This is a genomic window from Neobacillus sp. NPDC093182, assembly GCF_044754045.1.
The window spans coordinates 190,913-216,114 of sequence record NZ_JBIVOI010000007.1 but is presented as its reverse complement, the minus strand read 5'-3'; the positions used below and the strand labels follow the sequence as shown (position 1 = coordinate 216,114).

Sequence of the window (25,202 nt, the reverse complement as noted above, 5' to 3'; positions counted from 1 at the left end):
ATCCAACCGGGATAGTGCCGATAAACCAAGGCTCCCCAATTTATCGTAACGATCAGGCTTGGATTGTGCCGAAAAACAAAACTCCACAATTTATCGTAACAATTAGACCGGGATTGTGCCGATAAACCAAGGCACCCCAATTTATCGTAACAATCAGACCGGGATCGTGCCGATAACCCAAGGCACCCCAATTTATCGTAACAAACCGACCGGGATAGTGCCGATAACCCAAGGCTCCCCAATTTATCGTAACAATCAGGATTGGATAGTGCCGATAACCCAAGGCACCCCAATTTATCGTAACAATCAGGCTTGGATAGTGCCGATAACCCAAGGCACCCCAATTTATCGTAACAATCAGACCGGGATAGTGCCGATAACCCAAGGCACCCCAATTTATCGTAACAATCGGACCGGGATAGTGCCGATAACCCAAGGCACCCCAATTTATCGTAACAATCAGACCGGGATCGTGCCGATAACCCAAGGCTCTCCAAATTATGGTAACAATCTCTGACCGGATAGTTTCGATGAACCAAGGCTCTCCCGTACGCCGGCTGATAGCGAAGTGCCTAGTGACAGGAAAAGACAGCCTGTCACTGCGGTGATTATTCAAAGAAGCTTTCCTTAGTGGAGTGGAAATCAACAGTCCGTTTTAACACGGCCTATTTTTTTATAAAGTGTAAAAATTTATTTGAATGATAGTTTCAATTTTGTATAAAAGACAACAATATTGGGTGTGGAAGCCTTGTCAATTTGCTAATATTAACAGTAGGGGATTTAAACAAGTTTAGGAGGCAATACATTGGAAAGTAATCATAAACAACCGAAATTAGAAGTCAGAGTTAAAAACATCATCGAGGTCGATGGATTAAAATTTAAAGATTTAAATAATAGCGGGAAACTAGAACCATATAAAGATTGGCGTTTAAGTCCAGAAGAACGGGCTGAGAATCTAGTTTCTTTGATGAATATCGATGAAAAAATCGGCATGATGCTGATTAACACTCGTAAAATGGGTCTTTCCCAAGAAGATAAGAGCAAGACAAGTCATGATGGTGTGCTTGATGAAGCAATTGTTGAAAAAGGTGAAAATATCTTTGCGGTTGCAAAAATATATGGAACTACTCACACAATTGAAAATATGCATTTACGACACTTTATTCATAGAGACAATCATAGTCCAGCACAAATGGCAGAGTGGATTAATAAAATGAATGAAGTAGCCGAGGGGACACGTCTTGGGATCCCTTGTTTGATCGCATCTAATTCACGAAATGAAAATGGTGAATCCATCTTTGGTATGAACGATGCAGTTGGGATCTTTTCAACATGGCCAGGCACTTTAGGGCTTGCTGCTGCAGCGATGGGAGATATCAAAAATGGCGGCGATACCTCACTTATTAGCCAATTTGCAAAAATTGCGCACGATGAGTGGGATGCGACAGGAATCAGAAAAGGTTACATGTATATGGCAGATACCGCCACAGATCCTAGATGGCAGCGTACGTATGGTACATTTGGAGAGGATCCGGAATTTATTTTAGACGCAATTGGCCGTATCATAGACGGATTCCAAGGAAAAGAGTTAGGGAAACATAGTATTGCCATGACAACGAAGCATTTTCCAGGCGGCGGAGCAAGGGAAAATGGATTTGATCCTCACTATGCAGAAGGAAAATGGAATCTGTACCCAACTCCAGGAAGTTTAGAAAAGTATCACTTACCTCCATTTAGAGCAGCGGTCGAACATGGAACTTCCTCCATTATGCCATATTACTCAATACCAAGTATCAGTAAGAGTGTCGTGCAAGAATTCGAGGGTGAAGACATTCCATTCGAAGAGGTTGGCTTTACGTTTAATCATTATTTCTTACAACGTATCCTTCGAGAAGGACTAGGGTTTAAGGGCTATATCAATAGTGATAGCGGCATCACAAATAAAATGAGCTGGGGCGTTGAAGATAAGAGCGAAGCGGAACGTTTTGCAAAAGCAATCAATGCCGGGACCGATCTTGTTGCCGATACCAATGATATCGAAAACCTGAAAATTGCAATTGAAAAAGGCTGGATTAGTGAAAAGCGTATTAATGAAGCGAATGTACGTCTTCTTACTGAAATGTTTACATTAGGATTATTTGATGATCGTACTTACGTTTCACCTGAAAATGCGACTGAAGTGGTTGGTACTCCAGCTCACTGGGAAGCGGCATACGAAGCACACAAGAAATCCGTAACCGTCCTTAAAAATTCAAATGAGACATTGCCTTTACGTGCTGAAAATCTTACGAATAAAAAGGTGTATGTAGAAGTTTTCCATAAGGATCAAAAGCTTGCAGCTACGTATACGGATCAAGCAAGGAAAGAATGTCTAGAACTTGGATTCTTCACTTTAACGGAGAATCATGAGGAAGCAGATGCAGCGATTTTGTTCTTGCAGCCAAAATCCGGTTCCTATTTCAATGCGACACCTGGACTTTTAGAACTTGAATTATGCGAGAATAAAACGATCAAAGCGTTAGATGGCTCGGAGTATCAAGAAACAACTTTGAGTGAAATAGATCATCTCAAAGAAGTATGTAATACCATTCATAATCGTGGTGGTAAAGTTGTGATCAGTGTAAATGTGACATTGCCATGGATTCTTGGAAATGCTGAACCGTTAGCAGATGCATTGATTGCTGGTTACGATACCTTCTTTAAGCCGCAATTTGAGGTAATTGCTGGCCAGTTCCAGCCAGTGGGCGTCCTGCCGCTATCATTGCCAGCAAGTGAAGAGGTAATTGCTGTCGATGAAAATGGTGATTGTGTGTCGCCAAATGATGTACCAGGCTATGACAAGGATAAATATATGCCTGAAGGACTTTCATATGCTTATAAAGACAGTGATGGAAATGTCTATAAGCTTGGTCATGGATTAACTTATTAATAATTTGATTTTCTCAAGCTAAGGTGAATGCCTTAGCTTTTTTTGTACACCCAAAAATGTTAATAAAGAAATTAGGTAATAGGGACTAACAATCAATACATATATTTAGGAGGGAAGTATATAGTTAAGGAGGGACAACATGGTAAACCCGATTGTTGCTCGGTCATTAGACGAAATTAAATTTTGGTCTCGGATTATGAAAGAGCATTCTTTATTCTTAAGTCTCGGATTCACGTTTGAACAGAAACAATTAATTGAAGAAGCCCAGCAGTTTATCGATTTATTCGAGAGGATTGAGGAAAAGCTTGCTAGATTTACAGTAAATTCGGATCTTCGTCAAGTTCAAGCTTTTAATACTGAGGTATATCAAGCAGCAGCAGCGATTTATGGGTATAAAAGGAAGGTATTAGATTTAACACTTCGATGTCAAATTAGGCATAACAATTACCCTTTATTAGTTGATCATATTAGTAGAGAAGCAGCCTATTTTGCGAATCGGTTAAAAGAATTAAATGAAGGCAAATTAGCCCCGACACCCGATACAGTTATTCAAGAAAATGTATTTTTCTTAAAAATTATGGCTGACCACGCAAAGTTTATCGGACATCTTTTAGATCCTTCAGAAAGAAAATTAGTAGATCAGGCGAGAGAGTTTAGTAATGATTTTGACCAATTATTGTTTCAAGCTGTAGATTTGGATTATATGCGGCCACAATCAGAAACAGAACCGATACTTAGTCAATTTTTAAACCAAAATAAAGTATCCGTTAAATCCTTAAGGGACTTCAAGAAAACAGCAAGAGAATTAATTGAAGCATGTCGTATCAAAAGCAATATTCACCCGCTCTTAGCAGACCATACATTTAGAGAAGCAGAGAGATTTCTAGAAATCATTGATTTATTTGAGGCCAGTCTAAATAGAGCATAATGGTGTCTATAAAAACAAACCTTCCTTTTAACACTGATGGAAGGTTTGTTTTTATTTATTCATCTAGATTTTTTCTAACAATGTTATTAGTGAAAGTGCATTCAAATCCTGTTATTTAAGCTTCTTTTGTCCTCGATTCTGAGGTGAAAAGGTGACCAACAAACGATATTTCTTGAATGGTTACGGAAATTTCCCCAGTTGGAATTTTTAACGATATTTTTTCACCTATTTTCTTTAAAAGAAGCTGCCTGCCGACTGGAGATAAAAAGGAAATGTAGCTGCTATCCGGATCGGACTGTTCGGGGTAACAAATAACATAATCCTCTGTTTCATTTTCCTCATCATATAATACTGTAACCTTTGTACCGATAAACACTTTTGGGAAAAATGAAATGATTTCATTTCTTTTATTTGTTTTTAATAAGTCCTCAACTTCTAACACATATAGATTAAAAAAGTGTTTTAATCGTTCTTGAATAGGAGTGGAAGAAAGATAGAGGTTGGTTAACTCTTTAATGTTTTCGTCTATATAATTTAACTGTTGAGCGTAGTAATTCTTAGTGAGGTGCAGACTATGGTTCATAGTAGATAACCCCCAAACTTGGATTTAACTTTTTGCAAAACTTCATTGATTGTTTCATTTATAACTCCTCCTAAATATAAAAAATAAACCTTCCTTACAGAAAATAAGATAACTCACAGTAAATGTGGCGTTATCCGTATTTCTGTACAATAAAGAGGAATATGTCCCTTTACCTATTGGAAGATATTAGTTCAATTTTACCATATATCAACAAAAATAGCATGAATAGCAATTATTGTTCAGAAGTGTATAAGGAAGGTGCAAAAATTATAAAAACAGTCCCTTTAAAGAGACTGTCAATAAAATATAGTTTGGTTTTATAAAGTAGAGCACACTTTACCTTTAAAAGTAAGAGCGCCAAACTTTCTTGAAGATGAGTAAACCAAAAACAATGACAACGAGGAAGCCGATTAATCCAATTAGGATGTTTAAAATAGGGGCAAGGGCACCTAAAGTCAGGAGTGTTAGCAAAGTAGTAATAACATTTAAAGTGACAAGCAGCAACCAAATAACACCTGTTAAAAATCCAAGGAAAAGTCCCAAAATCCCAGAGGAAGAATGACCATTACTCATGTAATTCACCCCCTCACTATGGTAGTTCAATATCATAATATGCTGAAGGTGAAGAGCATGTTTTACAAACACAGCAAAAGGGGCGGAAAATAGACTATTGGTGACAGGCACCGCTCGTGGACACTGTCCACCTCAGGCGGACAGTATGTCTCTTTTTGGAATAATGAAATCGAACATTAAATATCTAACTCTAATTTGGGAATTCTAAGAGTTATGGAGGGATATGTAATGACAAATAAAGTAGAGATAGTTAAATTAACAAGTGCTGAGATTTCAGCACTATGGGCAGCTAGTATAAATATCAGCGTAGTAATTTGCATGATGACTCACTTTATAGAAACTTGTACGGATCCTGAGATTCAAACACTTCTAGAAGAATCAAAGCATTTAGCTGAAAAACATAAGAATCAGATTGAACAGTTATTTTTAAAGGAGAAAATCGTTGTACCGGAAGGTTTCAAAGCGGAGAAACATGTGGTCCCAAAAGCGGACAAACTTTTTACTGATCTCTATTACATACAGTGTATCCTTCAAATGAGCAAATTTGGGGTTGCTTCGCATACTGCGGGTTTAACCGTTTCCGCAAGAGAAGACGTGCGAAAGTTATTCCGAAACCTTATGGACGATGTGGCTCAGTTATACAATGATGTAGTAAGTAAAATGCAGGAAAAAGGGATTTATGTGAGAATGCCTTACATGAATTATCCATCGGAAATTGATTTTGTAAACAAAGAAAATTTTCTGACCGGTTGGCTAGGACGCAGGCGTCCGTTATTAGGTATTGAGGTCACACATTTATTGATTAATGCCATCCAAAATGAAATGGGGATGCAAATGTGCACCGCATTTTCACAAGTAACACAGGATCGTGAACTTCGTGAATATTTCCTTCGAGGAAAGACTTTGTGCAAACATATCTTAAGCTCCATTCATGATGTATTACAAGAAAGTGAAGTGCCCGCCGTTAATTCATGGGATCACGGTGTTACCGAGTCAACTGTAGCTCCGTTTTCGGAACAATTAATGCTTTATGTCATAGGAATGCTTTCAAATCTAGGAATGGCAGCATATGGTGCTGGTTTAGCAACTACGATGCGCAGAGATATTAGCGCCATGTACGCTAATTTTCTGACCAAAACAGGAGCTTTTGGGGAAGACGGAATGAATTTGATGATTGAAAGAAAATGGATGGAGCAGCCTCCTCAATTTGAAGCTGCAAAATGAGAAAGATTTCTGAGAAAAGAGCAGTTTACTACTGCTCTTTTCTTGTATGTTTTGTGAACGGGCTGTAAAATTACTATCAATCACATAGATTGAGGTATGGTTATGAAAAGATATAGATTAATAAAAGATTACAGAGATATACATAAGAAGGGAACCATTTTTTTTCTCATATCCGAATCTGAGTTTATTGGTGTAAAAGAGTATGTTTTACAAACCAAGAATTTAGACGGCAAAATCATTCTATCTGAAAAAGAACTAAAGGGTTTCTTTAGGCAGATATTTTAATATTTATTGGAATTTTTTGAAACTTCATGATTGGAAATCCGTATTTATCTATATCTATCTCATCTAGAACCAAATAATAATAAATTTTTTTGTACAAAGTTTTATTTAAATCATTTTAAATTTAACTGTTTTCATTACCAAAAAGGGAATAGGCTCAGATTTATTTATTAAAATATAATTATTGAATTTCGACTCTCTATGCAATAATAATTGAGGAGTTGGATTAAGATGTGGTCTTTCTTTCGTAGTAAGAAAAGTAAAGACGAGTTAGAAAGTTCAAATATGATGTCCCTTCAAAAAAACTCCAAAGAATCAGAAATTGAAAAAATATCAAATAAACTTAAGGAAGTTCTTAGCCAAACTCCTAAGGAAATAATCTTTTTGTGCGTTGGATCAGACAGGTCTACAGGTGATTCACTCGGGCCGTTGGTTGGAACTATGATAAAGGGAAAGAATATTCCATTTCCAGTCTATGGAACATTGGAGGAGCCTGTTCATGCATTAAATATAAAGAAAGTGTTGAAAGAAATCCATAAAAAATATGGGGAAGCATTTATTTTTGGAATTGACGCCTCCTTGGGGGATGAAGGTCAAATAGGGTATATTTTTATAAATGAGGGGCCATTTATTCCAGGAAATGCTGTTAACAAGGTTTTACCAAGTGTGGGTAATTACCATATGAAGGCAATCGTTAATTATCTTGATCCATTCTCACCGGTACAGTCGTTAAATAGCACTCGTTTGTATACAGTTACGATTCTTGCAGAAATAATAACCGAAATTATCACCAGGGTTGCATTTGATGTTAGAGAACCCATAAAATGATCAATAAGCATAATATTTATAGTAATAGGAGTTATCTGAAATTTTCCTGCTGGTGAAATATACCTAAAAAATTGAAGTTATGAAAAAGGATACGTTATAATTGGTATATAGTATACCGTTTACGTGTAGGAAGAGGGAGAAAAAATAATGAGTAACTGGACGGAGGATAATCTTATCTCGTTAAGAGAAAGGGTTTATATCCACATTAAAGATCTAATATTAGAAGGGGAATTCAAAGCAGGCGATCGATTATTGGAAAGGGAACTAGCAGAAAGATTAAACATCAGTCGAACACCTATTCGTGAAGCGTTATTTCGCTTAGAATCACAAGGGTTTGTTAAAACTGTGCCTAGAAAAGGTGTTATTGTTGCAGACATCTCTGAAAAAGAAATCATTGAGGTGTTTACGATTCTTTCATCCCTTGAGGTATTGGCAGCAAAATTAGCTGTTCAAAAGTTAGACGATGAAACAAAAAGTAAATTTATTGCCTGTATTAAAAAAGTGGAAGCTTGCTTGCAAGATAAAAGAGAATCTGATTACTCAGATTTACACTTCGAGATGAATCAATTACTATACAGTTCTGCAAAAAATTCTAAGCTTTATGAAATTCTTAGTGGGTTATCAGATTATATAAAAGCCTTTGCAAAGCTAGGATATAAACAAACGGGAAGAGCAGAACAGTCTATGGAAGAGCATATAAGAATTATGGAAGCCATAGTGAATCAAGAAACAGAGATGGCAGAATTTCTAACAAAAATTCATATTGAAAATTCTAGAAAAGCCTACATTGAATCTGTTAAAAAGGAAGAAAAAAAATGATTATAATAGGGAGAAAGAGCTGACTCCAGCTCTTTCTCATTATCATTTAAACTCCGATTACGATGGAAGATGTTAAGTTATTTAACACTTTTGCGACGCTCATCGCAACAATTGGACTGGATTTAGGATTTTGTTTGTATGGTTCATTTTGAACAGATATCTCGATTTCTCCAAAATAACCTTTAGCCTTAATAGTATGAATATTACGCTTAATGGTAGGATCTACGTAAACTTGAACGTTGGTTTTTTCGAATCCGATTCCGGCAAGACTTAATGTGGCTGAAACGTTTACATTTTCAGGGAATAATTTGGCTGCATTTCGAGCATTGCCTTCAAAAATACAATAGGGCTCAGTAATCTTTTCAAGGTTAACTTTTTCTTCCGCAATGGTTCCGTACCAACTTTTGACAGGCTTCCTCGTAATAAGGGTAATCCCTTCAATTTCACCTAAAGCCCCAGCAGCAATTCGATCTAAACCACCAATAGCAGCAGAAGGGATCAGAATTTGTTTATTATTTTTTTGAGCTGCTTTTTGCAAGGTTTCCAGAAACTCATTGTCGGATAACGCTCCTACTGAAATAATCATCAAATGACTACCGCTTGCCAAGGCCTTTTTCCCGTATAATTGTAAGGCATGATGACCAGCTGCTTCGATAACAATGTCTAAATCTTGATGGAAAAAAACCTCTTCATCGTTAGTGATAGAAAAACTGTTCATCGGCAGCTCCCCAGTTCGATCTAGGTTCCTGACCAGAACGCTTTTTAGTTCAATGTTTCCAGCTTGTTGTGATTGTATTAACTCCGCAATACTCTTTCCAATTGTTCCATAACCAATGATTCCAGCTTTAAGCATTTTTAAATACACCTCAATTATTATATTTTCTACTCGAAAACTGTTCATTAATAATGACTTCATAGCTCTAGGCATATCTAAAATATGTTCTATATTTTCTCTGTTTTGTTTCGAAAGAAGTCATTACAACATTAACATTGTAAAAACACGGTTAGATTTCCTCACAACTTTCTGGTGATACCCATTATTACATGCTATCGTATACGTAATTAATAGTAGATAGAGAGAAAACATCATGTAAGAAAGGGGATGGAAATATTGTATTGATTATTTTGTATACGATATACGGATTTTCACTCTATTTTACCGAAAGCTTTGAATATAATCAATATAGTATTTAAAAAATACGAAAATATCAAAATATTTAAAATTATTTGCATGTTAACGGTAATGGTGTTATTATGATTTACAAGGTGTGTATAGTGAAAATGAGGAGGTGAGATGTCCGTTAAATAAAATATGAAAGCGTTATCTTAAGTTGTTTCGAGGATTATTCGTTAGAAATCAACAGTAAATTCTAGTAGGGACTCATATTCTTTTAAAAAGAAGAAAAAATTTTTTATTATTAATATGGTATACAATCTACAATATACAATATTCAAATATTGTGAAGTTTCAGAGTTAATGAATCTATTGGGAGTGAGGTAATACATAAATCAGCCTGCATAATAACTGCCTCATCCACTTTGTAAAGACTAAAATCACTTGTCATCCAAAAGGAACTTAGATCTAAACAATGTTGAGAGCCGGAGGGGAAATATGGAATTAACATTAGCTCATTGGGTGTATCTATTTGTCACTGTAGCCGTAATTGTTATCATGCTCTTTAGAAAAGGTATTGTTTTACCTCTTATTATTGGTACATTTGTAATAGCTGCAGTTTATAAAGGGAGTTTTATAGCAGGGTTTCAAGCTGTCTTTAACGCTAACCTCGTTGCAGCTAAAGAGCTATTCAGTATTTTCTTAATCATATCTATTATGATAGGTCTCCTTAATTCTTTGAAGGATCTAGGAGCGGATAAAAAGATGGTCGTACCTATTCAAAAAATAATGGTAAACGGTCATGTCTCTTATCTCGTTTTAATGGTCACGACCTATGTGATTTCCCTCTTTTTCTGGCCAACGCCAGCCGTTCCACTTATTTGTGCTTTGTTAGTTCCTGCTGCAGTAAGTGCGGGATTACCAGTGATGACATCTGCAATGGTTATTTGTATTGCAGGTCAGGGAATGGCACTTTCATCAGACTATATTATGCAAGTAGCGCCAATGCTTAGTGCAAAAGCGGCAGGAATTGATAAAGCTTTAGTTTCAGACAAGGCATTCATTCTTTCTCTCATTACCGGAATAAGTTCACTAGCGATTGTGTATGTAACGCATCGAAAAGCAATTACCAAAAAATCTGGATCTGTAACGGACGTAAATAAAGAAGCAAAAGCATTCTTTGAAGTGAACCAGGAGCTTGCTGCTACAGTTGAAGAGAGTGCTAAAATTCTCCAGATAAAAGATAAATGGGGTAAAATATTTGCTATCATTGTGCCTTTAGCAATGTTGGCTGTTATGATTTTTATGTTCCAGACCAAAATTGGTAATGGAGCAGGATTTGAGGGTGGCGACGGAGCAGCATTTATTGGTGGAGTTGCAACCATCCTATTAGTATTAGCCACTATTGCTTTCAACCGTATTCATGCACTCGAAAAAATAAGCGAGCATCTTACCGAAGGTTTTGTTTTCGCATTTCGTGCAATGGCGCCAGTAATTCCCATTGCAGGTTACTTCTTTATGGGTAGTGGTGATTTTTCAGCTTCCATCCTTTCATTAGGTGAAGATGCAGCAAAACCAGCATTTCTATTTGACTTAATCCAAGCAGGACAAAATTATATACCGCAAAGTCCCTCTATTGCAGCGTTTAGTATATTGATAATTGGAATTATTACGGGGTTAGATGGTTCTGGATTTGCTGGGCTTCCTTTAACAGGCGCTTTGTCTGGAGCGATAGCCCCTGGTAGTAACATCGATCCTGGAACTTTGGCAGCTATTGGACAGATGGGTGCGGTTTGGAGCGGTGGAGGCACACTTATTGCCTGGTCATCCCTCGTAGCAGTAGCAGGCTTCCTACAAGTCTCACCATTAGAGTTAGCCAGGAAGAACTTCTTCCCGGTCATAACGGGACTAATTATTGCTACAATTTTAGCCGTAATAATTTGGTAAATTGAAAGGGTCTATCCCTTATATAAGCGTAGGTTTGTTATTAAACATCGGGCTATTCCAAAAGTCAGTAAGGCACTGATTTTTGGAATAGCTTTATTATTTGAGTTGTAAATTGTTGTTTTTTGAAAGATGGATTACATAGGATGACTAGATGAAAGGGGAATAAGGATGATACAAAAAAGAATCGGTTTAGTTGGTATCGGTAAACTCGGCACGGCGATGATGACTCATTGGAATAAAAAAGGAATTAAAATAGGGGTTTACCACCCTATGAAATCAAAAGCAGAACAATTTGTTCAAAATTTTCAACATAGTTATATCTTGTTAGATAGCGAATTAACTGAATTAGATGTTCTAATACTAGCACTTCCAGCAACGGAGGTTATTCCATTTATCTCAAGTTTAAAGATCCAAAGTAATTTACAGCAGACACATGAAATCATCAATATGGCAACAAACCTCCCTACAAGGGAAATTTCTAGTAAGTTTCCATCCTTAAACGTTTATGGTGTGAAGTATATGGGTCACGGGAGAGACTTACTGGAACATGGAAATGGCCTATTTATTACTGAAGCTGCTTTATCTAAAAAATCAGAGGAACTTTTTCGGATTCTAGGAAAGGTAATAATAGATAGTGAGAATTGTTTAACAGAGGTAAACAAATTAGCGACTTATTTCGCATTAAAAACAGCGATAGATTTGGAGACTGAATTTACCAAAAGAAGATTATCACCAGAATATCTTAAAAGAGCATTAACATCTCTTGCACCCGAAGTAATCCGTTCTTATAGTAACGGGACCCTGGGTCACTTTGCAAAGGAAATACTAAAAGAAATTCAGTCAGAAAAAGATTAAAAAAATCGAAAAAACCAGGAGCTGTTTTCCCAGCTCCTGGTTTTCCATATTTTATAGTCCATGCTAGCCAGTAAATACTTGCAAAAGAAACAGGTAAAGCATAACAATGATGATATAAATTGTAGTAAAAGAAGTATTCCAATTTGATACTTTATAAGATGTATCTTTTACTAGGTTTGACATCAGGCCTAATGTGGCATTATAAGGACCTACTAGGAAGGAAGATACCGCTCCAGCCAACATGGCCACTGTTAGAATGTGTGGATTAAGTCCAAGTGCAGATAAATCCAATCCTCCTGTCATAAGTGCAAGGGAAACAGCAGGATGAAGACCTAAAAAGGCAAAAGCTAAAGGTACCAAGGGAAGTAGAATCATAAAGATTTCCACACCAGCCACCTGAATAAACTTCATAATCCAGTCATTCAACAATTCATCGGTATGGGAAATATTAATCGTCGATATAAAAAATCCTGCTGATAGAAAAATAAAAAATTGATCTTTCATACTGATTGAAAAGGATTGAAAATGGTTTAGTAACTGATTGCCAAAATCTGTTCCTTTTTTTAGGAATAGGGCCCAAGCTAATGCAAATGGAATCACAATTAATGAAACTAGGATTAAAAAGGAATAGTGAAACAGTGACTCAGCCAAGGAAATGGCTGCAATAAAAATAATGATTGCCAAGAAGATTTGCAAGATTCTTCTAGGAGACTTCATTTGACCCGTTTCGATCGCTGCTGCTGTTTCATGAGCAGATACGTCTTGAACAGAAGGAACCATTCTTTTAGACCTACGTGCTCCTATGAACCAATCCATCCCCAAGCCTAATATGCTTAGAGGTACAACATAAGGTAAAATGGATATCCAGCTTACATCGGTTACAGAAATAACAATCCCTACAATAGGTGTAACGGGAGCCCACAGCAAAGGCATAGCAAAACCTCTGGTAATAGCTCTACTCATGAAACGTTCTTTATTCTCGACTGAAAACATGTTCAAAGCTGGACGAATGGAATAATATGCCATAGGTAAAGTTGCAAGATTCATAAAAATACTAAAGAAATAGGATATACCTGAAGTGATCATATATAACTGACCCGAATTATTTATCCTTCTTTGAATAATCGTTTGAATGCCACCACTATATCCACCTAATTTGATGGGGATACCTAATATGGGAACTAATGTAAACAAAGTAATCAAGTCTAACATAGGGCCAAAAGATAATATGTAATTGTGCCAATGTGACCCACTTTTCCAAAGCAGCACCATACCAAGGAGCAGAAAAGCGCTCCCTAGTAATTGAACAGAGCGTTTAGCAAGAAAAATTGTAGATAATACAATAATAAAACAAAGAATCGATAGCAGAACACTAAAGTCTAGTTGAGGCAGTAAAGTAGATAGTAAATACATAAAAATGACCAATAAAAATAGGAATCTCAACATAGCAACACCCTGCTTTTTTAGAATTTGTTCAGTTTACTAAACTTTTAAAATTTACTATCTTGGTATACCAAATCAAATTTTCATGTGATCTGTTCACCATTTATACATATTATACACCGATTTTTGGTATTTGGTATACAATTCTGTTGTGTTTTTTTCAATACCGTAATAGAATAAGAGTAAGCAAACACCAATATAGGAGGTAATGGGGATGTTTAATTTTCTATTTGGCTCAAAGAAAGCTATGGAAAAAGCTGAAAAGAAGTTAGCGCGGCTTAGAAAAACATTAAATTTTTAACTTTCCCATATGAATAAAAATAACCGTCACTCCATAGTGGCGGTTTTTGACGTATTGAAAATACTCAAAATAAAAAACCGGAGGTGAGATGGGTGCTCCGGTTTTTACATGATCAATGTATGAATTTCGTCTAGCTTATAAAACTACTTCTGCCGTTTTTACCAGCTTCGAGTGAATGGAATCTTCACTATTCCCTGAGGCTTTTACAATTTCATTTAATTCTTCTCGTGCAGCTTCAATCGTTTCAAATCTTTCGAAAAACTTCACAGCAATGTGGTTCACATATTCTTTTCCTTCAAATTCTTCGAATAATTGAATCTTAATATTTTCATCGATAACTTTTGCAATTGTGTATTTGGCTTTTAATTTTTCAAAAAAATAAAAGTCATAGGTTTCAACTACCTGTAACCCTTCGTTTTCAAGTATGGTTTGAAAAGTATCTTTATTTGTTAATACAATATAGTTCCCCATTTGCAACACTCCCTCTATTATTCTTTTCTTCTTGACATAAATAGAAACGTAGGAATAAACGGTTGTAATGATCACCTCTCATTTTGATATATTGTATACCAAATACCTTACCAGTAGTTTATCTCAAGTTGTCAATTTGTTCAATGATAAATTCTAATTTTTTAAAAAATTATAAAAACTTCTTTTCTTTCCCTATGAAATGATTGTATAATTCAGAAAAGCATCAAAATAATTGCTCATACTGAAAGGGGTAATGTTATGCCGAAAGTAATTCTTCATGTCGATGGGACTGTTGTCGAACAGCAAGTAAAGGAAAATGCAAATTTAGTAGTTTTAGCTGGTATACGTCAATTTCCTCAATTAAAGTATGGTTGCGGAATGGGCAGATGTACGAAGTGCACGTGCCGCGTGATCAGCGGTGGAGAATCCATTGCACCACCGAATTGGAAAGAAATTAAAATGTTAGGTGAAAAAGTGGAAGAGGGATATCGATTAACCTGCCAATTGACAATAGAACAGGATATAGAAATCTCTCAAGAAAATATCTCAATTCAGCCGCCAAAAAAGCAATCTGCTACACTAAGATAGCAGATCATTTTTAAACAACTATTTGGTATACAAAATACCTAATCAATTAATATATAGTGAGGGGATTTTATTGGAGTGCTATAAATTAACAAATATGACGTGGAAGGAAGTAAAAGAGTCTTTAAAGAATGTTCAATTTGCAATCATCCCCATTGGAGCACATGAACAACATGGTCCCCATATGACTGAAAATTGTGACGCAGTATTGGCTGAAAAAATGGCCGAACTGCTTGGTAAAAAAATGTTCCCATATGCTTTAGTTACTCCAACGATAAATATGGGAGTTTCGCCACACCATTTAAACTTTCCAGGAACCATTTCGCTCCAGCCCAATACATTGATTGCGATACTAAGGGATATGATTTCTTCCCTAAGTCATCATGGAATCAAAAAATTTTTATTACTAAATTCACATGGTGGAAATCAAACTACCTTAAATGTTGCATCTATGACTCTGACAAAAGAATTGAATGTAGACATTTACTATGCTAAGACCACCGCATCGGCTAAAAAAACAATCGGAAATTTCATCACATCACCTTTGTTTGGGCACAGTTGTGAAAGAGAAGTTTCAGAAGCATTGTATTTAGCTCCAGAAATTGTAAGGTTAGATGAACTTGAGAAAGGTGATATTCAAGAAAATGGAAGGTGGAAGCAGCTTAGACCTGGAAAGGCTATTCAAGGCTTTTATTATTATGAAGAAATGACCAAAAATGGTTGTATTGGAGATGCCACAAAGGCAAGTTGGGAATTGGGTCAGCAGATCGTTGAGGAAGCATTGGAGAATCTCTCTAAGGAACTCAACAATATATTACATTTAAATATGGATGTTTATATATAAAATCTTGCATTTTAATGTTTAGTTGATTGATATTTTAAAAAATTCTAAAAATTGTATTTACAAATAAAAAATAATAGGTTAATATTTTTATTAAGGTATACCAAATACAAAATTTTAAATCTTATAGAGTGTAAGTGATTACATCTATATTTTTTTACAAGTATTTTGGTATACAAAATATCAAATACAATAACGGCGAAGAATGCCCAGGAAACAGGAGGAGTAAAAATGACAGAATTATTATCAAAAGACGAATTTCGTAAAGAACTAGAAGAAGCAATTAAAGGTAATCATAGCCAGAAGGCTCCATTTACAGTCGCTTGGGCTGAAGGAAAACTAGAAAGAAAACACTTTGCCAGATGGGCAGAGAATCATTACCACTATGTAGGACCTTTCGCGGACTACCTATCATATATTTATCACAATACTCCAAGCGATCCAAAATTTGCAGCTGCTAAAGACTTCACATTGCAAAACATGTATGAAGAGGAGATTGCAGCAGATCGTCATACTGATCTATTGATTCGTTTTGCAGAAGCATGTGGCACAACTGCTGAACGAGTCATTAACCCAGATAATATGGCACCGACAACATTAGGTCTTCAAAGCTGGTGCTTCGCAGTAGCTGCACGTGAACACTTCGTTGTTGCCACAGCTGCTTTAGTAGTAGGTTTAGAATCTCAAGTACCTGATATCTATAGAAAGCAAACACCAGCATTACGCGCACAATACGGATTTACAGATGAAGAAATTGAATTCTTTGACTTACACATTGTTTCAGACGAAATTCATGGTGAACGTGGATATAAGATTGTTCTTGACCACGCTGATACACCAGAATTACAACAACGCTGCCTTGAAATCGTTAGAGTTGGTGCTAAAATGCGCCGTATGTACATGGATGGTTTATGGAGAGAGTATCTTGAGCAAGACTTAGGGTCTTTAGTTCAAACCAACTAAAATACTTAGTTTCATACAAATAGATTGGATTTCCAAAGGATAAAAGTCCTTTAAAGAATCTATCTTTCCTGGCCGTCATATTAATCTTGTAGAATCGAGGTTTTAATTGACGGCCATTTTCTATTAAAAAAATGAAAAAGGTGATCGTTTGTTAACAACTAAAGTGAAAACGTTCAATAACTATATAAATGGTGAATGGCAGGAATCAGTAAGTAAAAAGCAGTTCTTAAGTGTGAATCCTGCGAATACAGAAGATATTGTCGGCGCCTTCCAAGCTTCCAATGAACAAGATGTCCTGGCAGCCATAGAAGCAGCCCAAATTGCATTTCCAAATTGGGCAAAGACATCTCCTTCAAAACGTGCAGCTATCCTAAATAAAGCAGCAAGCATACTTGAGGAAAATGCTGATCAATATGCAGAAGAGTTGACAAGAGAAGAGGGCAAGCATGTTACAGACGCAAAGAATGAAGTGATTCGTTCTGCTCAAACTCTCCGATTTTATGCTGTTGAAGGGCAGACGATTACTGGAGAAACATATCCGAATGATGATCCAGACATGAGAGTTTCATCCGAAAGAGAACCTCTTGGAGTCATAAGTGTCATTACTCCATGGAATTTTCCGCTTTCCATTCCTGCAAGAAAGATTGCACCAGCATTAATCACAGGTAACACGGTAGTTTTTAAGCCTTCTTCAGATACACCATTAATTGCATTACGTCTTGTTGAAGCATTACATCAAGCTGGTATACCAAAAGGTGTCATAAATTTTGTGACTGGAAAAGCTTCCGAAGTAGGCGATTCTTTGGTTACCCATCCAGCGATTAAGGCTATTACGTTTACAGGTTCGACTGCTGCGGGAGAAGATATTCACAAAAAATCCTCTTTTACAACTCGAACACAAATGGAGCTCGGTGGCAAAAACCCTTTAATCGTCATGGACGATGCGGATGTTGAACTGGCTGCTACATTAACGATCAACGGTGGATTTTCTTTAACGGGTCAGGCATGTACGGGAACAAGCCGTGTGATCGTATTAAAAAGTGTAAAAGAGCAATTTGTTCAAAAACTTATTGAAAAAACAAGTAAGTTAAAAATTGGTAATGGCTTTGATGAAGGCGTGAAAATCGGTCCTCTGGCAAATGAAAAGCAATTGAAAAATGTCTTAAAGTACATTGAGTATGGGAAAGAAGATGGTGCTTCATTAGTTTTCGGCGGTGAACAACTAACAAACGATCATTTTAAACAAGGTTATTATGTTCAGCCAGCTATCTTTATCAATGTCAAACCTGATCATCGCATTGCAAAAGAAGAAATCTTTGGTCCTGTAGTGGCGGTCCTGGAAGTAGATACATATGAAGAAGCCATTCAGGTTGCAAATGACGTTGAGTATGGTTTATCAGCTGGGATTGTAACAAATAATTTGAAAATTGCTAACCGATTTACGAAAGAAATTCAAGCCGGAACGGTAAAAGTAAATCGAACCACGACTGGTAACTTAATGAATGCACCATTTGGCGGGCTGAAAAAATCAAGTACATCTACATTCCGCGAATCTGGCAGAGTTGGTTTGGAATTCTTCACTCAATTGAAGACTGTTTATATCGGATACTAAAATAGAAAGTTTGAGGAGATTATCAAAAATGAAGAGTATTTTAAAATTAGAATTAGAAGAAGCAAAATTAATGATTGAAGCAGCAAAGCAAAAATCAGAAGAAATCAATGTATTTGAAACAATCGCCATTGTTGATGATGGAGGGAATTTAATTGCTCTTGAAAGAATGAATGGAGCGAGAATCACTGGACCTGAAATTGCGATTGCTAAAGCATACACTGCTTCTGGTCATAAACGATCCACTCACTTATTTAATAAAGAGCCGAATGGTCCTGCGTTACCTGGAAACGAAGCATTTGGGATTCAACAGATGCTGCCTGGGAAATTTGCCATTTTTGTTGGAGGATTCCCCATCGTTGTGAATGGTGAAGTAATCGGAGGAGTTGGCGTAAGCGGGGGGAACGGAGAGCAGGATATAGCCGTTGGAACAGCAGCTCTCGAAGCTTTGCAAAAGCATGTAGAAAGTGATGGCCTTTCAGTATTAACACAAGCGGATATTAAAATTTAAGAAAATATGGACCTCATATATTGTAAAAATAGGAACTATATGGGGTCCTTAATATGCTTAACACTTCAAAGGCTAGCTACAAAGGAAGGATGGAGAATTAATTGAATAAATATTTGGAATTAGCCATTGGATTTGCGCGCACCGGAGTTACAGGCTATGGCGGGGGACCTTCTACAATCCCGTTAATCGAATTTGAGGCTGTGAAAAAATATAAATGGATGTCAGAAGAAGAGTTTGGTGAGGTTTTAGCGTTAGCCAATACACTCCCAGGTCCCATTGCGACTAAAATGGCTGCCTATATCGGTTATAAAGTGAAAGGAAACTTAGGGGCTACGGTAGCAATTCTGACCCACATTCTTCCATCCGTCATTGCCATGCTTGGTTTGTTAGGTGTTCTTTATTCATTTAGTCATTCACCTATTGTAGGCGGTATGGTACAAGGTGTTACACCTGTTATTGGGTTTATGCTAGCAGAAATGGCTTATCGCTTTTTCCAAAATGGCAAAAAGGGTTTGGGGTTGTCGAAGATGCTTTTGTTCTCTGCCATTTCTTTTATCCTTATTCAATTGGTCGGACTTCACCCAGGAATCTTAATTGCCACATTTTTAATTTCTGCCTTTTTTATTGCTAGCCGGAAAGAAAAGACTGCAAATACTCCTCAAAAAGATGTGATTGAACTAAAGGAGAAAAGCTCATGATTTATTTAGAAATATTTTGGTCGTTTTTTATTGCAAATCTGTTGGGGTACGGAGGAGGACCTGCTACGATCCCATTAATACAGATCGACGTGGTCAACGAAAATGACTGGATGACTCTATCAGAGTTTGGAGACCTGTTAGCTATCGCCAATGCCTTGCCAGGTCCAATTGCGACGAAGATGGCAGGCTTTATCGGGTATGAAATAGGTGGTGTTCTAGGCTCGATTGTTGCACTGGCCGCTACGATTCTTCCATCGGCTATCGCGGTTATTTTGTTGTTTAAGTTTGTAAATTTATTCAAGGATTCACCAAAAGTAAAACTAATGACAAAATCTGTACAGCCAATCATCGCAATTTTACTTGCTGTGATGGCCTATCAATTCTTTTTAACAGCCTTTGAAAATAGCGGAGTATTTCACCTAGTGCTTCTATCTGTACTCAGCTTTTTGACCTTAAGCAAGCTGAAGGTTCATCCATCTTTTGTAATCATTGGTGCATTACTATACGGCGGTATCTTTTTATCTTAATCTAAGAATTCAGCAATGAATCTATAATCAAATTAACTTAGCAGGTGGTATAAATGGAAGTGATTTGGGAGGAAAATAATCTATTATCGATTAGAGAACATGCCTATCTATATTTAAAAAAAATGATACTAGAAGGTGAGTTTAAGGCAGGAGATCGTCTTATTGAGAGAGAGCTCGCTGCTAAATTGAAAATAAGCCGCACTCCCATTCGGGAGGCCTTGTTTCGGCTTGAATCACAAGGGTTTGTGAAAACAGTCCCGAGGAAAGGGGTCGTACTCTCTGATATTTCAGTAAATGAGGTCATTGAGGTTTTTACGATTCTTGCTTCATTAGAGGTCCTGGCAGTAAAATTAGCATCCCAAAGAATGGATCAAGAAACCAAAAATGAATTGGATGAAAAAATAAAAGAACTGATAGAAATTGAAGAGAATGAAGAAGAAAATTTTAATTTTGAACATATTAAAATGAATCATTTAATAAACAAAGCGTCAAAAAGTCCCAAATTATTTGAAATTCTCTCTGGTTTAATAGACTATATCCATATGGCTGCGAATATGGGCTATGAGACACCAGGAAGAAGGAAAGTATCTTTAAGGGAACATATAGATATTATGAAGGCATTACGTAATCAAGAAACGGAAATGGCTGAATACTTGATGAGGATTCATATTGAAAACTCTAAAAAGGCATATATCTCGTATATGGATAGTATCCAACAGAAGCTACTAAGAAATAAAAGTTAAGGCAGGCAGCTAAATTTTTATGCAGCCTGTTTTATTTTTAGCTTTTTTAATAGGATTATAAAAAATATAAAATAAATAATTAGAATATTTAAAATTTACACATTGTCTGAAAATTAAAATTATGGTATATTGTATACCAAGAAGAACATTTAAAGGAGGAATTCATAGATGCCACAAATTCGATTTATTAATAGTAATAAACAGTTAGAGGTTCCTGAGGATTCGAATATTTTAAGAATGTCACTTCGCTATGATGGAGAGCTTCCGAATCGATGTGGAGGAGGAATTTGCGGCACTTGCGTTTTTAAGGCGGAAGAAGGTGCTGAATTCCTAGATAATGTGAAAATTCAAGAAAGAAGGAAATTGGGAGAGGAATGGCTAGAGAAAGGGTATCGCTTAGGTTGCCAGACCTTTGTTACAAAAGGAGATATTGAAATCTCATGGGATGATGAAATTACCCAACAAGTAAAAATGAGAAAACCAGATAAACTGAAGCAAGAAGTGGCTACGAATAAGTAAGGATTATAATTAAACTCTATCATATCATTTGAGGTGAGAACATGTGGGTCTGTCACACACATATGAAAGAAGTATTGACAGTATTAGAAATTCCCCATATTAGAAAAGCTCCCTATAAAATTAAGTGCTCGCTATGTGAAAAAAGCGCATCTGCAAAAGTATATTATACTCATCAGACCTACAAGGCAACAAAATATCAATATATGAATATGCAAAAAAAGTTAAGTTAAATCTGAAAAAATAGAATGCAAGAAAAGGAAAGCAGTGGATGTCAAAACAAATCCACTGCTTTCCTTTTTTAGTCAAAGAAGTTGTTAATTGTTAGAAAATTGTTCAAAATAGGAGATGTAAGTTTTCTTAAAAACGAGAGGGGTAAATCAAATGATAAAAGTAGTGGCAAAATGCAAATTGAAACCTGATGTAAAGGTAGAAGAATATATACGTGATGCTAGAGAATTAGTAGCAGAGACCAGAAAAGAAGAAGGATGCATCACATATGCTCTTCATCAGGATATCAATGATCCATTAATCATCACTATGCTTGAAGAATGGGTGGATGAAGAGGCTTTGAATCAACACAATAAATCGGAACATGTTAAAAGAATTGTTCCTGAGCTTAGGAAACTGCGAGAAAGCACAGAAGTTAACATTTATAGAGAGGTAGAATGATTTCGGGAAGGGGGGACCGTGATGAAGTTGGACAAAGTTCGTTGGGGCATCATCGGCTGCGGAGATGTAACCGAAGTAAAAAGCGGCCCAGCATTCCAAAAAATTAACAACTCTGAGCTGGTTGCAGTGATGCGCAGAACAGGGGAGCTTGCGAAAGACTATGCGGAACGCCACCATGTTCCCAAATGGTATAACGATGCAGACCATCTCATAAACGATCCAGATGTAAATGCCATCTATATTGCTACACCTCCTGGCTCACATATGGAATATACTCTAAAGGCAGCTAAGGCAGGGAAGCCTATTTATGTAGAAAAGCCGATGGCACGCAATTACGCTGAATGCCAAGAAATGATTAAAGCTTGCGAAAAAGCAGGAGTTCCTTTATATGTTGCATATTACCGCAGGGCACAACCGCGATTTTTAAAAATTAAAGAGTTGTTGGAAACTGGGGCTATCGGCGAGGTTCGTTTCGTATCTGCCACACAATATCGAATAGATTCGGAAGCGGGGAAAGAACCTGAACAGCTCTCTTGGCGAGTACAACCTGAATTGGCCGGCGGAGGCTTGTTTTTTGATTTAGCTAGTCACACACTCGATATACTCGACTTTTTGCTGGGACCAATTACGTCTGTCCAAGGATTTGCATCAAATCAAGCAGGCTATTATTCCGCTGAAGATATAGTGTCAGGTACATATTTGTTTGAATCGGGCGTTCATGGTGTAGGAAATTGGTGTTTTACTGCTTTTGAGAATGAAGATATAAATGAAATAGTAGGAAGCAAAGGGAAGATTACTTTTTCGACATTTGGAAACGAACCAGTGAGATTGACAACCGCTCAGGGCACAGAAGAGTGGAGTTTCGAACGACCACAGCATGTTCATCAACCCCTAGTTGAAACCATTGTATCTGACCTAACTAGTGAAAGCAGCAAATGTCCAAGCGCCGGATGGACAGGTGCCAGAACGAATTGGGTTATGGAAGAAATGGTAAAGAATTATTACCTTAAGGGGTGATGTTGTGAGTAAAAGCAAAATAGAACTCATTAAGTATAACCCAGCCTATGCTATTCAAACAGTTGAAATGTGGCGGAATAGTAAGGAGGCGGCACTTGGCCAGAAGGAAATACACAGCTTTGACAATCACGTTGATTTTTTAAATCAAATCCTAGCAAAACAATATCAAGTAGATCTAGCATTAATGGATGATAAGGTAGTCGGAATGATTGCCTATAACCAAGGGGAAATAAGCCAGCTTTATATTCAAATAGACTATCAAGGGATGGGTATCGGCCAAACTCTACTAGAAAGAGCAAAAGAACAATCAACTGGGCGTTTAACCCTTTATACGTTTGAAGTGAATAAGAAAGCACAACACTTTTATGAAAAGCATGGATTTAAGATTATCGGCAGAGGAAATGAAAACGAAGAAAACTTACCTGATATTCTTTATGAATGGAAATCAAAATAATTATGAAGCAAAAAAGTAACCATCCTAACAGGAATGGTTACTTTTTTAAAGATATTAAACTAATATAAGTCTTAAAGCTCCGATCAAGGCAAATCCAATAATAAGAGTTTGGAAGGCTTTTTGCGGAATAAGAGGCACCACTTTAATTCCAATCACAGCACCTATTAAAATAGTAGGAATCAACCACATATTAAAAGTAATGGAATCAAATGTAATTAAACCTAAGCTGATATAAAATGGTATTTTAATCAAATTCACGAACATGAAAAACCATGCCCCTGTCCCCACAAACTCATTTTTCGGCAAGCCTTTCATTAATAAATAGATGGCCATAACCCCGCCTGCCGCATTTCCAATCATGGTTGTAAATCCTGCTAAGATTCCCATGGAGATAGTAAACAATAAGGACTTTGGCAGAGCCTTCGTAAACTTTTCGCCAAATCGTTCACGACTGATATGCAAAATAATGAGTGCTAATACGATGACACCAATCAGTGGTTTTAATTGATCGCTGTTTATCTGATTAAGGACAAAATAACCGATAACGATTCCAATCAATACCCAAGGAATCAATGAAATGAGATATTTCCAAACCACACTTCGACGATAGAAAATAACCGCAAACAGGTCACCTACGACCAACATTGGCAGCAAGATTCCTATAGATTCTTTTGCTGGAAATACGTACATTAGAATTGTCGCAACCAGAATCCCCATGCTGGATACACCTGTTTTTGTAAATCCAATAAACACTGTGCTTAAAATAACAATAAACCATTCGATGTAGGATAATTCAAAAATGATGACTCACCTCAGTTTTTAAATTCTCTCTATTATTTTAAAGCAGAAAAGGATTAATTTCTATGTTTACTTTTTAGGATTTCCACAAGTATGAAAGATAAAGTAGTTTAATATCTATTGGTAAATGGTAAAATTAAGGAAAAGTCGTAATGTTAATAAGGGGGAGAATGAAATTGTCTTTAAAAGCAGGCGATATTATTACATTCGAACGGACCTTCACCAAAGAAGATGTTGAATTATTTAGTAAGGTTTCAGGTGATGAAGGTGCTCAAAAAAATAACGGTTTATAAAAGGAGTTCAAAATGAAGATGATTGATGAGTACTTTGAAACTGCGATGGAGGCCTGGAGTATGATGCAAAAGACTTCAGGTGATGAAGGGGCAGAATGGGCAGAAAGATTTGAACGCTACTTTTATGAATTTATCGATGAATTAAAGAAATGGTGGACAACACTTGATCCAAAGCCAAAAGATATTGAAGAGGCTGAAGAGTTACCTGAAATAAAAAAGTGGATGGAACGAATTCCAGCTCCTGTACAACTAAATTTTCTTACGGAACTAGAGGATATTGTGGATGGAGTAGATACAGTGAGGTTCGATTGATCCATGAGATAGAAGCTTAATGGTGAAAATAAGGAAAACTCCCTGAAAAATCGTGGCGAGTTTTCCATTTTTATAAATTTGTTTGCGATTAAACGTTACTAGTTCTTTTTGAATTTGCTGCCTTTACTCTTGGAACGAAGCTTTGTCATCAAATCATCGACTTTTTCCTGTTCTGTCTGAGTAGTTTGCCCGTCCAATTTCATTGATGTAATTTTGTTATTTTCGATCGTAATCTCGAAATAGGACTTTTCCTTGCTTCCTTCCGGTAAGTCCTCGACTGGAATAATAAATTCTTTTTTGATTTCCTCTGCTAAAATTACAGCAAATTGATTGTCTTCGATTCTGTCTAAGTAGCCCTTAATCATC

General features: G+C 36.6%; 29 protein-coding genes and 1 pseudogene. 22 read left to right on the top strand and 8 right to left on the bottom strand.

The genetic code is table 11. The features are described 5' to 3' along the window. Nucleotides 1–52 precede the first annotated feature (52 nt). On the bottom strand, nucleotides 53–616 hold the full coding sequence (locus ACIQAA_RS14820; protein ID WP_402620800.1) for a hypothetical protein: 564 nt from the start codon (nucleotides 614–616) through the stop codon (nucleotides 53–55). A 189-nt stretch (nucleotides 617–805) separates the two neighbouring features. Here ACIQAA_RS14820 and ACIQAA_RS14815 point away from each other — a divergent pair, with 189 nt between their 5' ends. Both ACIQAA_RS14815 and ACIQAA_RS14810 read left to right on the top strand, forming a co-directional pair. Continuing rightward, nucleotides 806–2,929 carry a glycoside hydrolase family 3 protein gene (locus tag ACIQAA_RS14815; protein WP_402620797.1) on the top strand — a complete coding sequence of 708 codons (2,124 nt, stop codon included), beginning with the start codon at nucleotides 806–808 and terminating at the stop codon, nucleotides 2,927–2,929. Between the two features lie 139 nt (nucleotides 2,930–3,068). Continuing rightward, nucleotides 3,069–3,857, top strand: coding sequence for a DUF2935 domain-containing protein (locus tag ACIQAA_RS14810; RefSeq protein WP_402620794.1), 789 nt, complete (start codon nucleotides 3,069–3,071; stop codon nucleotides 3,855–3,857). A gap of 115 nt (nucleotides 3,858–3,972) precedes the next feature. Here ACIQAA_RS14810 and ACIQAA_RS14805 read toward each other — a convergent pair whose 3' ends face one another. Both ACIQAA_RS14805 and ACIQAA_RS14800 read right to left on the bottom strand, forming a co-directional pair. After that, nucleotides 3,973–4,440 carry a GreA/GreB family elongation factor gene (locus tag ACIQAA_RS14805; protein ID WP_402620791.1) on the bottom strand — a complete coding sequence of 156 codons (468 nt, stop codon included), beginning with the start codon at nucleotides 4,438–4,440 and terminating at the stop codon, nucleotides 3,973–3,975. 342 nt (nucleotides 4,441–4,782) lie between these two features. Next, nucleotides 4,783–5,013, bottom strand: coding sequence for an ABC transporter (locus tag ACIQAA_RS14800; protein WP_402620788.1), 231 nt, complete (start codon nucleotides 5,011–5,013; stop codon nucleotides 4,783–4,785). Between the two features lie 228 nt (nucleotides 5,014–5,241). Here ACIQAA_RS14800 and ACIQAA_RS14795 point away from each other — a divergent pair, with 228 nt between their 5' ends. From ACIQAA_RS14795 to ACIQAA_RS14780, 4 genes are all read left to right on the top strand, one after another. Beyond that, the gene (locus tag ACIQAA_RS14795) at nucleotides 5,242–6,237 is read left to right on the top strand and encodes a DUF3231 family protein (protein WP_402620785.1); all 996 of its coding nucleotides are present in this window, start codon (nucleotides 5,242–5,244) and stop codon (nucleotides 6,235–6,237) included. Nucleotides 6,238–6,339: 102 nt separating this feature from the next. After that, on the top strand, nucleotides 6,340–6,522 hold the full coding sequence (locus ACIQAA_RS14790) for a hypothetical protein (protein ID WP_402620782.1): 183 nt from the start codon (nucleotides 6,340–6,342) through the stop codon (nucleotides 6,520–6,522). A 228-nt stretch (nucleotides 6,523–6,750) separates the two neighbouring features. Further along, a complete protein-coding gene (yyaC, locus tag ACIQAA_RS14785) occupies nucleotides 6,751–7,347 on the top strand; it encodes a spore protease YyaC (RefSeq protein ID WP_402620779.1) in 597 nt (198 codons plus the stop codon). 147 nt (nucleotides 7,348–7,494) lie between these two features. Beyond that, nucleotides 7,495–8,166 (top strand): GntR family transcriptional regulator, encoded by a 672-nt coding sequence (locus tag ACIQAA_RS14780; protein WP_402620777.1) that lies wholly within the window; start codon nucleotides 7,495–7,497, stop codon nucleotides 8,164–8,166. 46 nt (nucleotides 8,167–8,212) lie between these two features. Here ACIQAA_RS14780 and ACIQAA_RS14775 read toward each other — a convergent pair whose 3' ends face one another. Beyond that, a complete protein-coding gene (locus tag ACIQAA_RS14775; protein ID WP_402620774.1) occupies nucleotides 8,213–9,019 on the bottom strand; it encodes an aspartate dehydrogenase in 807 nt (268 codons plus the stop codon). Nucleotides 9,020–9,778: 759 nt separating this feature from the next. On the opposite strand from ACIQAA_RS14775, the gene ACIQAA_RS14770 reads away from it, so the two are divergent. Continuing rightward, nucleotides 9,779–11,227, top strand: a complete 1,449-nt coding sequence (locus tag ACIQAA_RS14770; RefSeq protein ID WP_402620771.1) for a hypothetical protein — start codon at nucleotides 9,779–9,781, stop codon at nucleotides 11,225–11,227. A gap of 168 nt (nucleotides 11,228–11,395) precedes the next feature. Beyond that, a complete protein-coding gene (locus tag ACIQAA_RS14765; protein WP_402620768.1) occupies nucleotides 11,396–12,082 on the top strand; it encodes an NAD(P)-binding domain-containing protein in 687 nt (228 codons plus the stop codon). Between the two features lie 63 nt (nucleotides 12,083–12,145). On the opposite strand, the gene ACIQAA_RS14760 is transcribed toward ACIQAA_RS14765, so the two are convergent. Next, a complete protein-coding gene (locus ACIQAA_RS14760; protein ID WP_402620765.1) occupies nucleotides 12,146–13,528 on the bottom strand; it encodes a hypothetical protein in 1,383 nt (460 codons plus the stop codon). A 433-nt stretch (nucleotides 13,529–13,961) separates the two neighbouring features. Then, on the bottom strand, nucleotides 13,962–14,297 hold the full coding sequence (locus ACIQAA_RS14755; RefSeq protein ID WP_192653271.1) for a hypothetical protein: 336 nt from the start codon (nucleotides 14,295–14,297) through the stop codon (nucleotides 13,962–13,964). Between the two features lie 258 nt (nucleotides 14,298–14,555). On the opposite strand from ACIQAA_RS14755, the gene ACIQAA_RS14750 reads away from it, so the two are divergent. The 12 genes from ACIQAA_RS14750 to ACIQAA_RS14695 all read left to right on the top strand — a co-directional run bounded on the left by ACIQAA_RS14750 (nucleotide 14,556) and on the right by ACIQAA_RS14695 (nucleotide 23,433). Next, on the top strand, nucleotides 14,556–14,885 hold the full coding sequence (locus ACIQAA_RS14750) for a 2Fe-2S iron-sulfur cluster-binding protein (protein WP_402620762.1): 330 nt from the start codon (nucleotides 14,556–14,558) through the stop codon (nucleotides 14,883–14,885). A gap of 70 nt (nucleotides 14,886–14,955) precedes the next feature. Next, on the top strand, nucleotides 14,956–15,726 hold the full coding sequence (locus ACIQAA_RS14745; RefSeq protein ID WP_402620759.1) for a creatininase family protein: 771 nt from the start codon (nucleotides 14,956–14,958) through the stop codon (nucleotides 15,724–15,726). Between the two features lie 228 nt (nucleotides 15,727–15,954). Next, complete coding sequence (locus ACIQAA_RS14740) at nucleotides 15,955–16,686, top strand: iron-containing redox enzyme family protein (protein ID WP_402620757.1); 732 nt, start codon at nucleotides 15,955–15,957, stop codon at nucleotides 16,684–16,686. Nucleotides 16,687–16,834: 148 nt separating this feature from the next. Continuing rightward, nucleotides 16,835–18,298 (top strand): aldehyde dehydrogenase family protein, encoded by a 1,464-nt coding sequence (locus tag ACIQAA_RS14735; RefSeq protein ID WP_402620754.1) that lies wholly within the window; start codon nucleotides 16,835–16,837, stop codon nucleotides 18,296–18,298. A gap of 28 nt (nucleotides 18,299–18,326) precedes the next feature. Continuing rightward, entirely contained in the window at nucleotides 18,327–18,806 is a 480-nt protein-coding gene (locus tag ACIQAA_RS14730; RefSeq protein WP_402620752.1) for a GlcG/HbpS family heme-binding protein, read from the top strand. 101 nt (nucleotides 18,807–18,907) lie between these two features. After that, nucleotides 18,908–19,504 carry a chromate transporter gene (locus ACIQAA_RS14725; protein ID WP_402620749.1) on the top strand — a complete coding sequence of 199 codons (597 nt, stop codon included), beginning with the start codon at nucleotides 18,908–18,910 and terminating at the stop codon, nucleotides 19,502–19,504. After that, nucleotides 19,501–20,031: a chromate transporter gene (locus tag ACIQAA_RS14720; protein ID WP_402620747.1), complete on the top strand. Its 531-nt coding sequence runs from the start codon at nucleotides 19,501–19,503 to the stop codon at nucleotides 20,029–20,031. The genes ACIQAA_RS14725 and ACIQAA_RS14720 overlap by 4 nt, the downstream gene beginning before the upstream one ends. A 53-nt stretch (nucleotides 20,032–20,084) precedes the next feature. Then, complete coding sequence (locus tag ACIQAA_RS14715; protein ID WP_402620744.1) at nucleotides 20,085–20,774, top strand: GntR family transcriptional regulator; 690 nt, start codon at nucleotides 20,085–20,087, stop codon at nucleotides 20,772–20,774. A 168-nt stretch (nucleotides 20,775–20,942) separates the two neighbouring features. Beyond that, a complete protein-coding gene (locus tag ACIQAA_RS14710) occupies nucleotides 20,943–21,293 on the top strand; it encodes a 2Fe-2S iron-sulfur cluster-binding protein (protein WP_402620741.1) in 351 nt (116 codons plus the stop codon). Nucleotides 21,294–21,674: 381 nt separating this feature from the next. After that, on the top strand, nucleotides 21,675–21,962 hold the full coding sequence (locus ACIQAA_RS14705; RefSeq protein WP_402620739.1) for a putative quinol monooxygenase: 288 nt from the start codon (nucleotides 21,675–21,677) through the stop codon (nucleotides 21,960–21,962). 21 nt (nucleotides 21,963–21,983) lie between these two features. Then, nucleotides 21,984–22,979 (top strand): Gfo/Idh/MocA family protein, encoded by a 996-nt coding sequence (locus ACIQAA_RS14700; RefSeq protein ID WP_402620736.1) that lies wholly within the window; start codon nucleotides 21,984–21,986, stop codon nucleotides 22,977–22,979. A 67-nt stretch (nucleotides 22,980–23,046) separates the two neighbouring features. Further along, on the top strand, nucleotides 23,047–23,433 hold the full coding sequence (locus ACIQAA_RS14695) for a GNAT family N-acetyltransferase (protein WP_402621008.1): 387 nt from the start codon (nucleotides 23,047–23,049) through the stop codon (nucleotides 23,431–23,433). 54 nt (nucleotides 23,434–23,487) lie between these two features. On the opposite strand, the gene ACIQAA_RS14690 is transcribed toward ACIQAA_RS14695, so the two are convergent. Further along, complete coding sequence (locus ACIQAA_RS14690) at nucleotides 23,488–24,186, bottom strand: sulfite exporter TauE/SafE family protein (protein ID WP_402620733.1); 699 nt, start codon at nucleotides 24,184–24,186, stop codon at nucleotides 23,488–23,490. A 221-nt stretch (nucleotides 24,187–24,407) separates the two neighbouring features. On the opposite strand from ACIQAA_RS14690, the pseudogene ACIQAA_RS14685 reads away from it, so the two are divergent. Together ACIQAA_RS14685 and ACIQAA_RS14680 are read left to right on the top strand one after the other, a co-directional pair. Next, nucleotides 24,408–24,500: pseudogene (locus ACIQAA_RS14685) on the top strand (enoyl-CoA hydratase); the annotation flags it as partial. A gap of 36 nt (nucleotides 24,501–24,536) precedes the next feature. Beyond that, nucleotides 24,537–24,836 carry a hypothetical protein gene (locus ACIQAA_RS14680; RefSeq protein WP_402620730.1) on the top strand — a complete coding sequence of 100 codons (300 nt, stop codon included), beginning with the start codon at nucleotides 24,537–24,539 and terminating at the stop codon, nucleotides 24,834–24,836. Between the two features lie 98 nt (nucleotides 24,837–24,934). Here the strand turns inward: ACIQAA_RS14680 and ACIQAA_RS14675 are convergent, their stop codons facing one another. Further along, the gene (locus tag ACIQAA_RS14675; protein WP_402620727.1) at nucleotides 24,935–25,201 is read right to left on the bottom strand and encodes a DUF3006 domain-containing protein; all 267 of its coding nucleotides are present in this window, start codon (nucleotides 25,199–25,201) and stop codon (nucleotides 24,935–24,937) included. Nucleotide 25,202: the final 1 nt, after the last annotated feature.

What these genes read in the sequence shown, in the direction of transcription:
- ACIQAA_RS14795 (WP_402620785.1), top strand. Translation starts at nt 5,242, where the DNA reads ATGACAAATAAAGTAGAGATAGTTAAATTAACAAGTGCTGAGATTTCA.
- ACIQAA_RS14715 (WP_402620744.1), top strand. Translation starts at nt 20,085, where the DNA reads ATGGAAGTGATTTGGGAGGAAAATAATCTATTATCGATTAGAGAACAT.
- ACIQAA_RS14765 (WP_402620768.1), top strand. Translation starts at nt 11,396, where the DNA reads ATGATACAAAAAAGAATCGGTTTAGTTGGTATCGGTAAACTCGGCACG.
- ACIQAA_RS14780 (WP_402620777.1), top strand. Translation starts at nt 7,495, where the DNA reads ATGAGTAACTGGACGGAGGATAATCTTATCTCGTTAAGAGAAAGGGTT.
- ACIQAA_RS14710 (WP_402620741.1), top strand. Translation starts at nt 20,943, where the DNA reads ATGCCACAAATTCGATTTATTAATAGTAATAAACAGTTAGAGGTTCCT.
- ACIQAA_RS14695 (WP_402621008.1), top strand. Translation starts at nt 23,047, where the DNA reads ATGTGGCGGAATAGTAAGGAGGCGGCACTTGGCCAGAAGGAAATACAC.
- ACIQAA_RS14720 (WP_402620747.1), top strand. Translation starts at nt 19,501, where the DNA reads ATGATTTATTTAGAAATATTTTGGTCGTTTTTTATTGCAAATCTGTTG.
- ACIQAA_RS14790 (WP_402620782.1), top strand. Translation starts at nt 6,340, where the DNA reads ATGAAAAGATATAGATTAATAAAAGATTACAGAGATATACATAAGAAG.
- ACIQAA_RS14755 (WP_192653271.1), bottom strand. Translation starts at nt 14,297, where the DNA reads ATGGGGAACTATATTGTATTAACAAATAAAGATACTTTTCAAACCATA.
- ACIQAA_RS14730 (WP_402620752.1), top strand. Translation starts at nt 18,327, where the DNA reads ATGAAGAGTATTTTAAAATTAGAATTAGAAGAAGCAAAATTAATGATT.
- ACIQAA_RS14800 (WP_402620788.1), bottom strand. Translation starts at nt 5,013, where the DNA reads ATGAGTAATGGTCATTCTTCCTCTGGGATTTTGGGACTTTTCCTTGGA.
- ACIQAA_RS14770 (WP_402620771.1), top strand. Translation starts at nt 9,779, where the DNA reads ATGGAATTAACATTAGCTCATTGGGTGTATCTATTTGTCACTGTAGCC.
- ACIQAA_RS14805 (WP_402620791.1), bottom strand. Translation starts at nt 4,440, where the DNA reads ATGAACCATAGTCTGCACCTCACTAAGAATTACTACGCTCAACAGTTA.
- ACIQAA_RS14680 (WP_402620730.1), top strand. Translation starts at nt 24,537, where the DNA reads ATGAAGATGATTGATGAGTACTTTGAAACTGCGATGGAGGCCTGGAGT.
- ACIQAA_RS14740 (WP_402620757.1), top strand. Translation starts at nt 15,955, where the DNA reads ATGACAGAATTATTATCAAAAGACGAATTTCGTAAAGAACTAGAAGAA.
- ACIQAA_RS14775 (WP_402620774.1), bottom strand. Translation starts at nt 9,019, where the DNA reads ATGCTTAAAGCTGGAATCATTGGTTATGGAACAATTGGAAAGAGTATT.
- ACIQAA_RS14750 (WP_402620762.1), top strand. Translation starts at nt 14,556, where the DNA reads ATGCCGAAAGTAATTCTTCATGTCGATGGGACTGTTGTCGAACAGCAA.
- ACIQAA_RS14675 (WP_402620727.1), bottom strand. Translation starts at nt 25,201, where the DNA reads ATGATTAAGGGCTACTTAGACAGAATCGAAGACAATCAATTTGCTGTA.
- ACIQAA_RS14705 (WP_402620739.1), top strand. Translation starts at nt 21,675, where the DNA reads ATGATAAAAGTAGTGGCAAAATGCAAATTGAAACCTGATGTAAAGGTA.
- ACIQAA_RS14810 (WP_402620794.1), top strand. Translation starts at nt 3,069, where the DNA reads ATGGTAAACCCGATTGTTGCTCGGTCATTAGACGAAATTAAATTTTGG.
- yyaC (WP_402620779.1), top strand. Translation starts at nt 6,751, where the DNA reads ATGTGGTCTTTCTTTCGTAGTAAGAAAAGTAAAGACGAGTTAGAAAGT.
- ACIQAA_RS14760 (WP_402620765.1), bottom strand. Translation starts at nt 13,528, where the DNA reads ATGTTGAGATTCCTATTTTTATTGGTCATTTTTATGTATTTACTATCT.
- ACIQAA_RS14700 (WP_402620736.1), top strand. Translation starts at nt 21,984, where the DNA reads ATGAAGTTGGACAAAGTTCGTTGGGGCATCATCGGCTGCGGAGATGTA.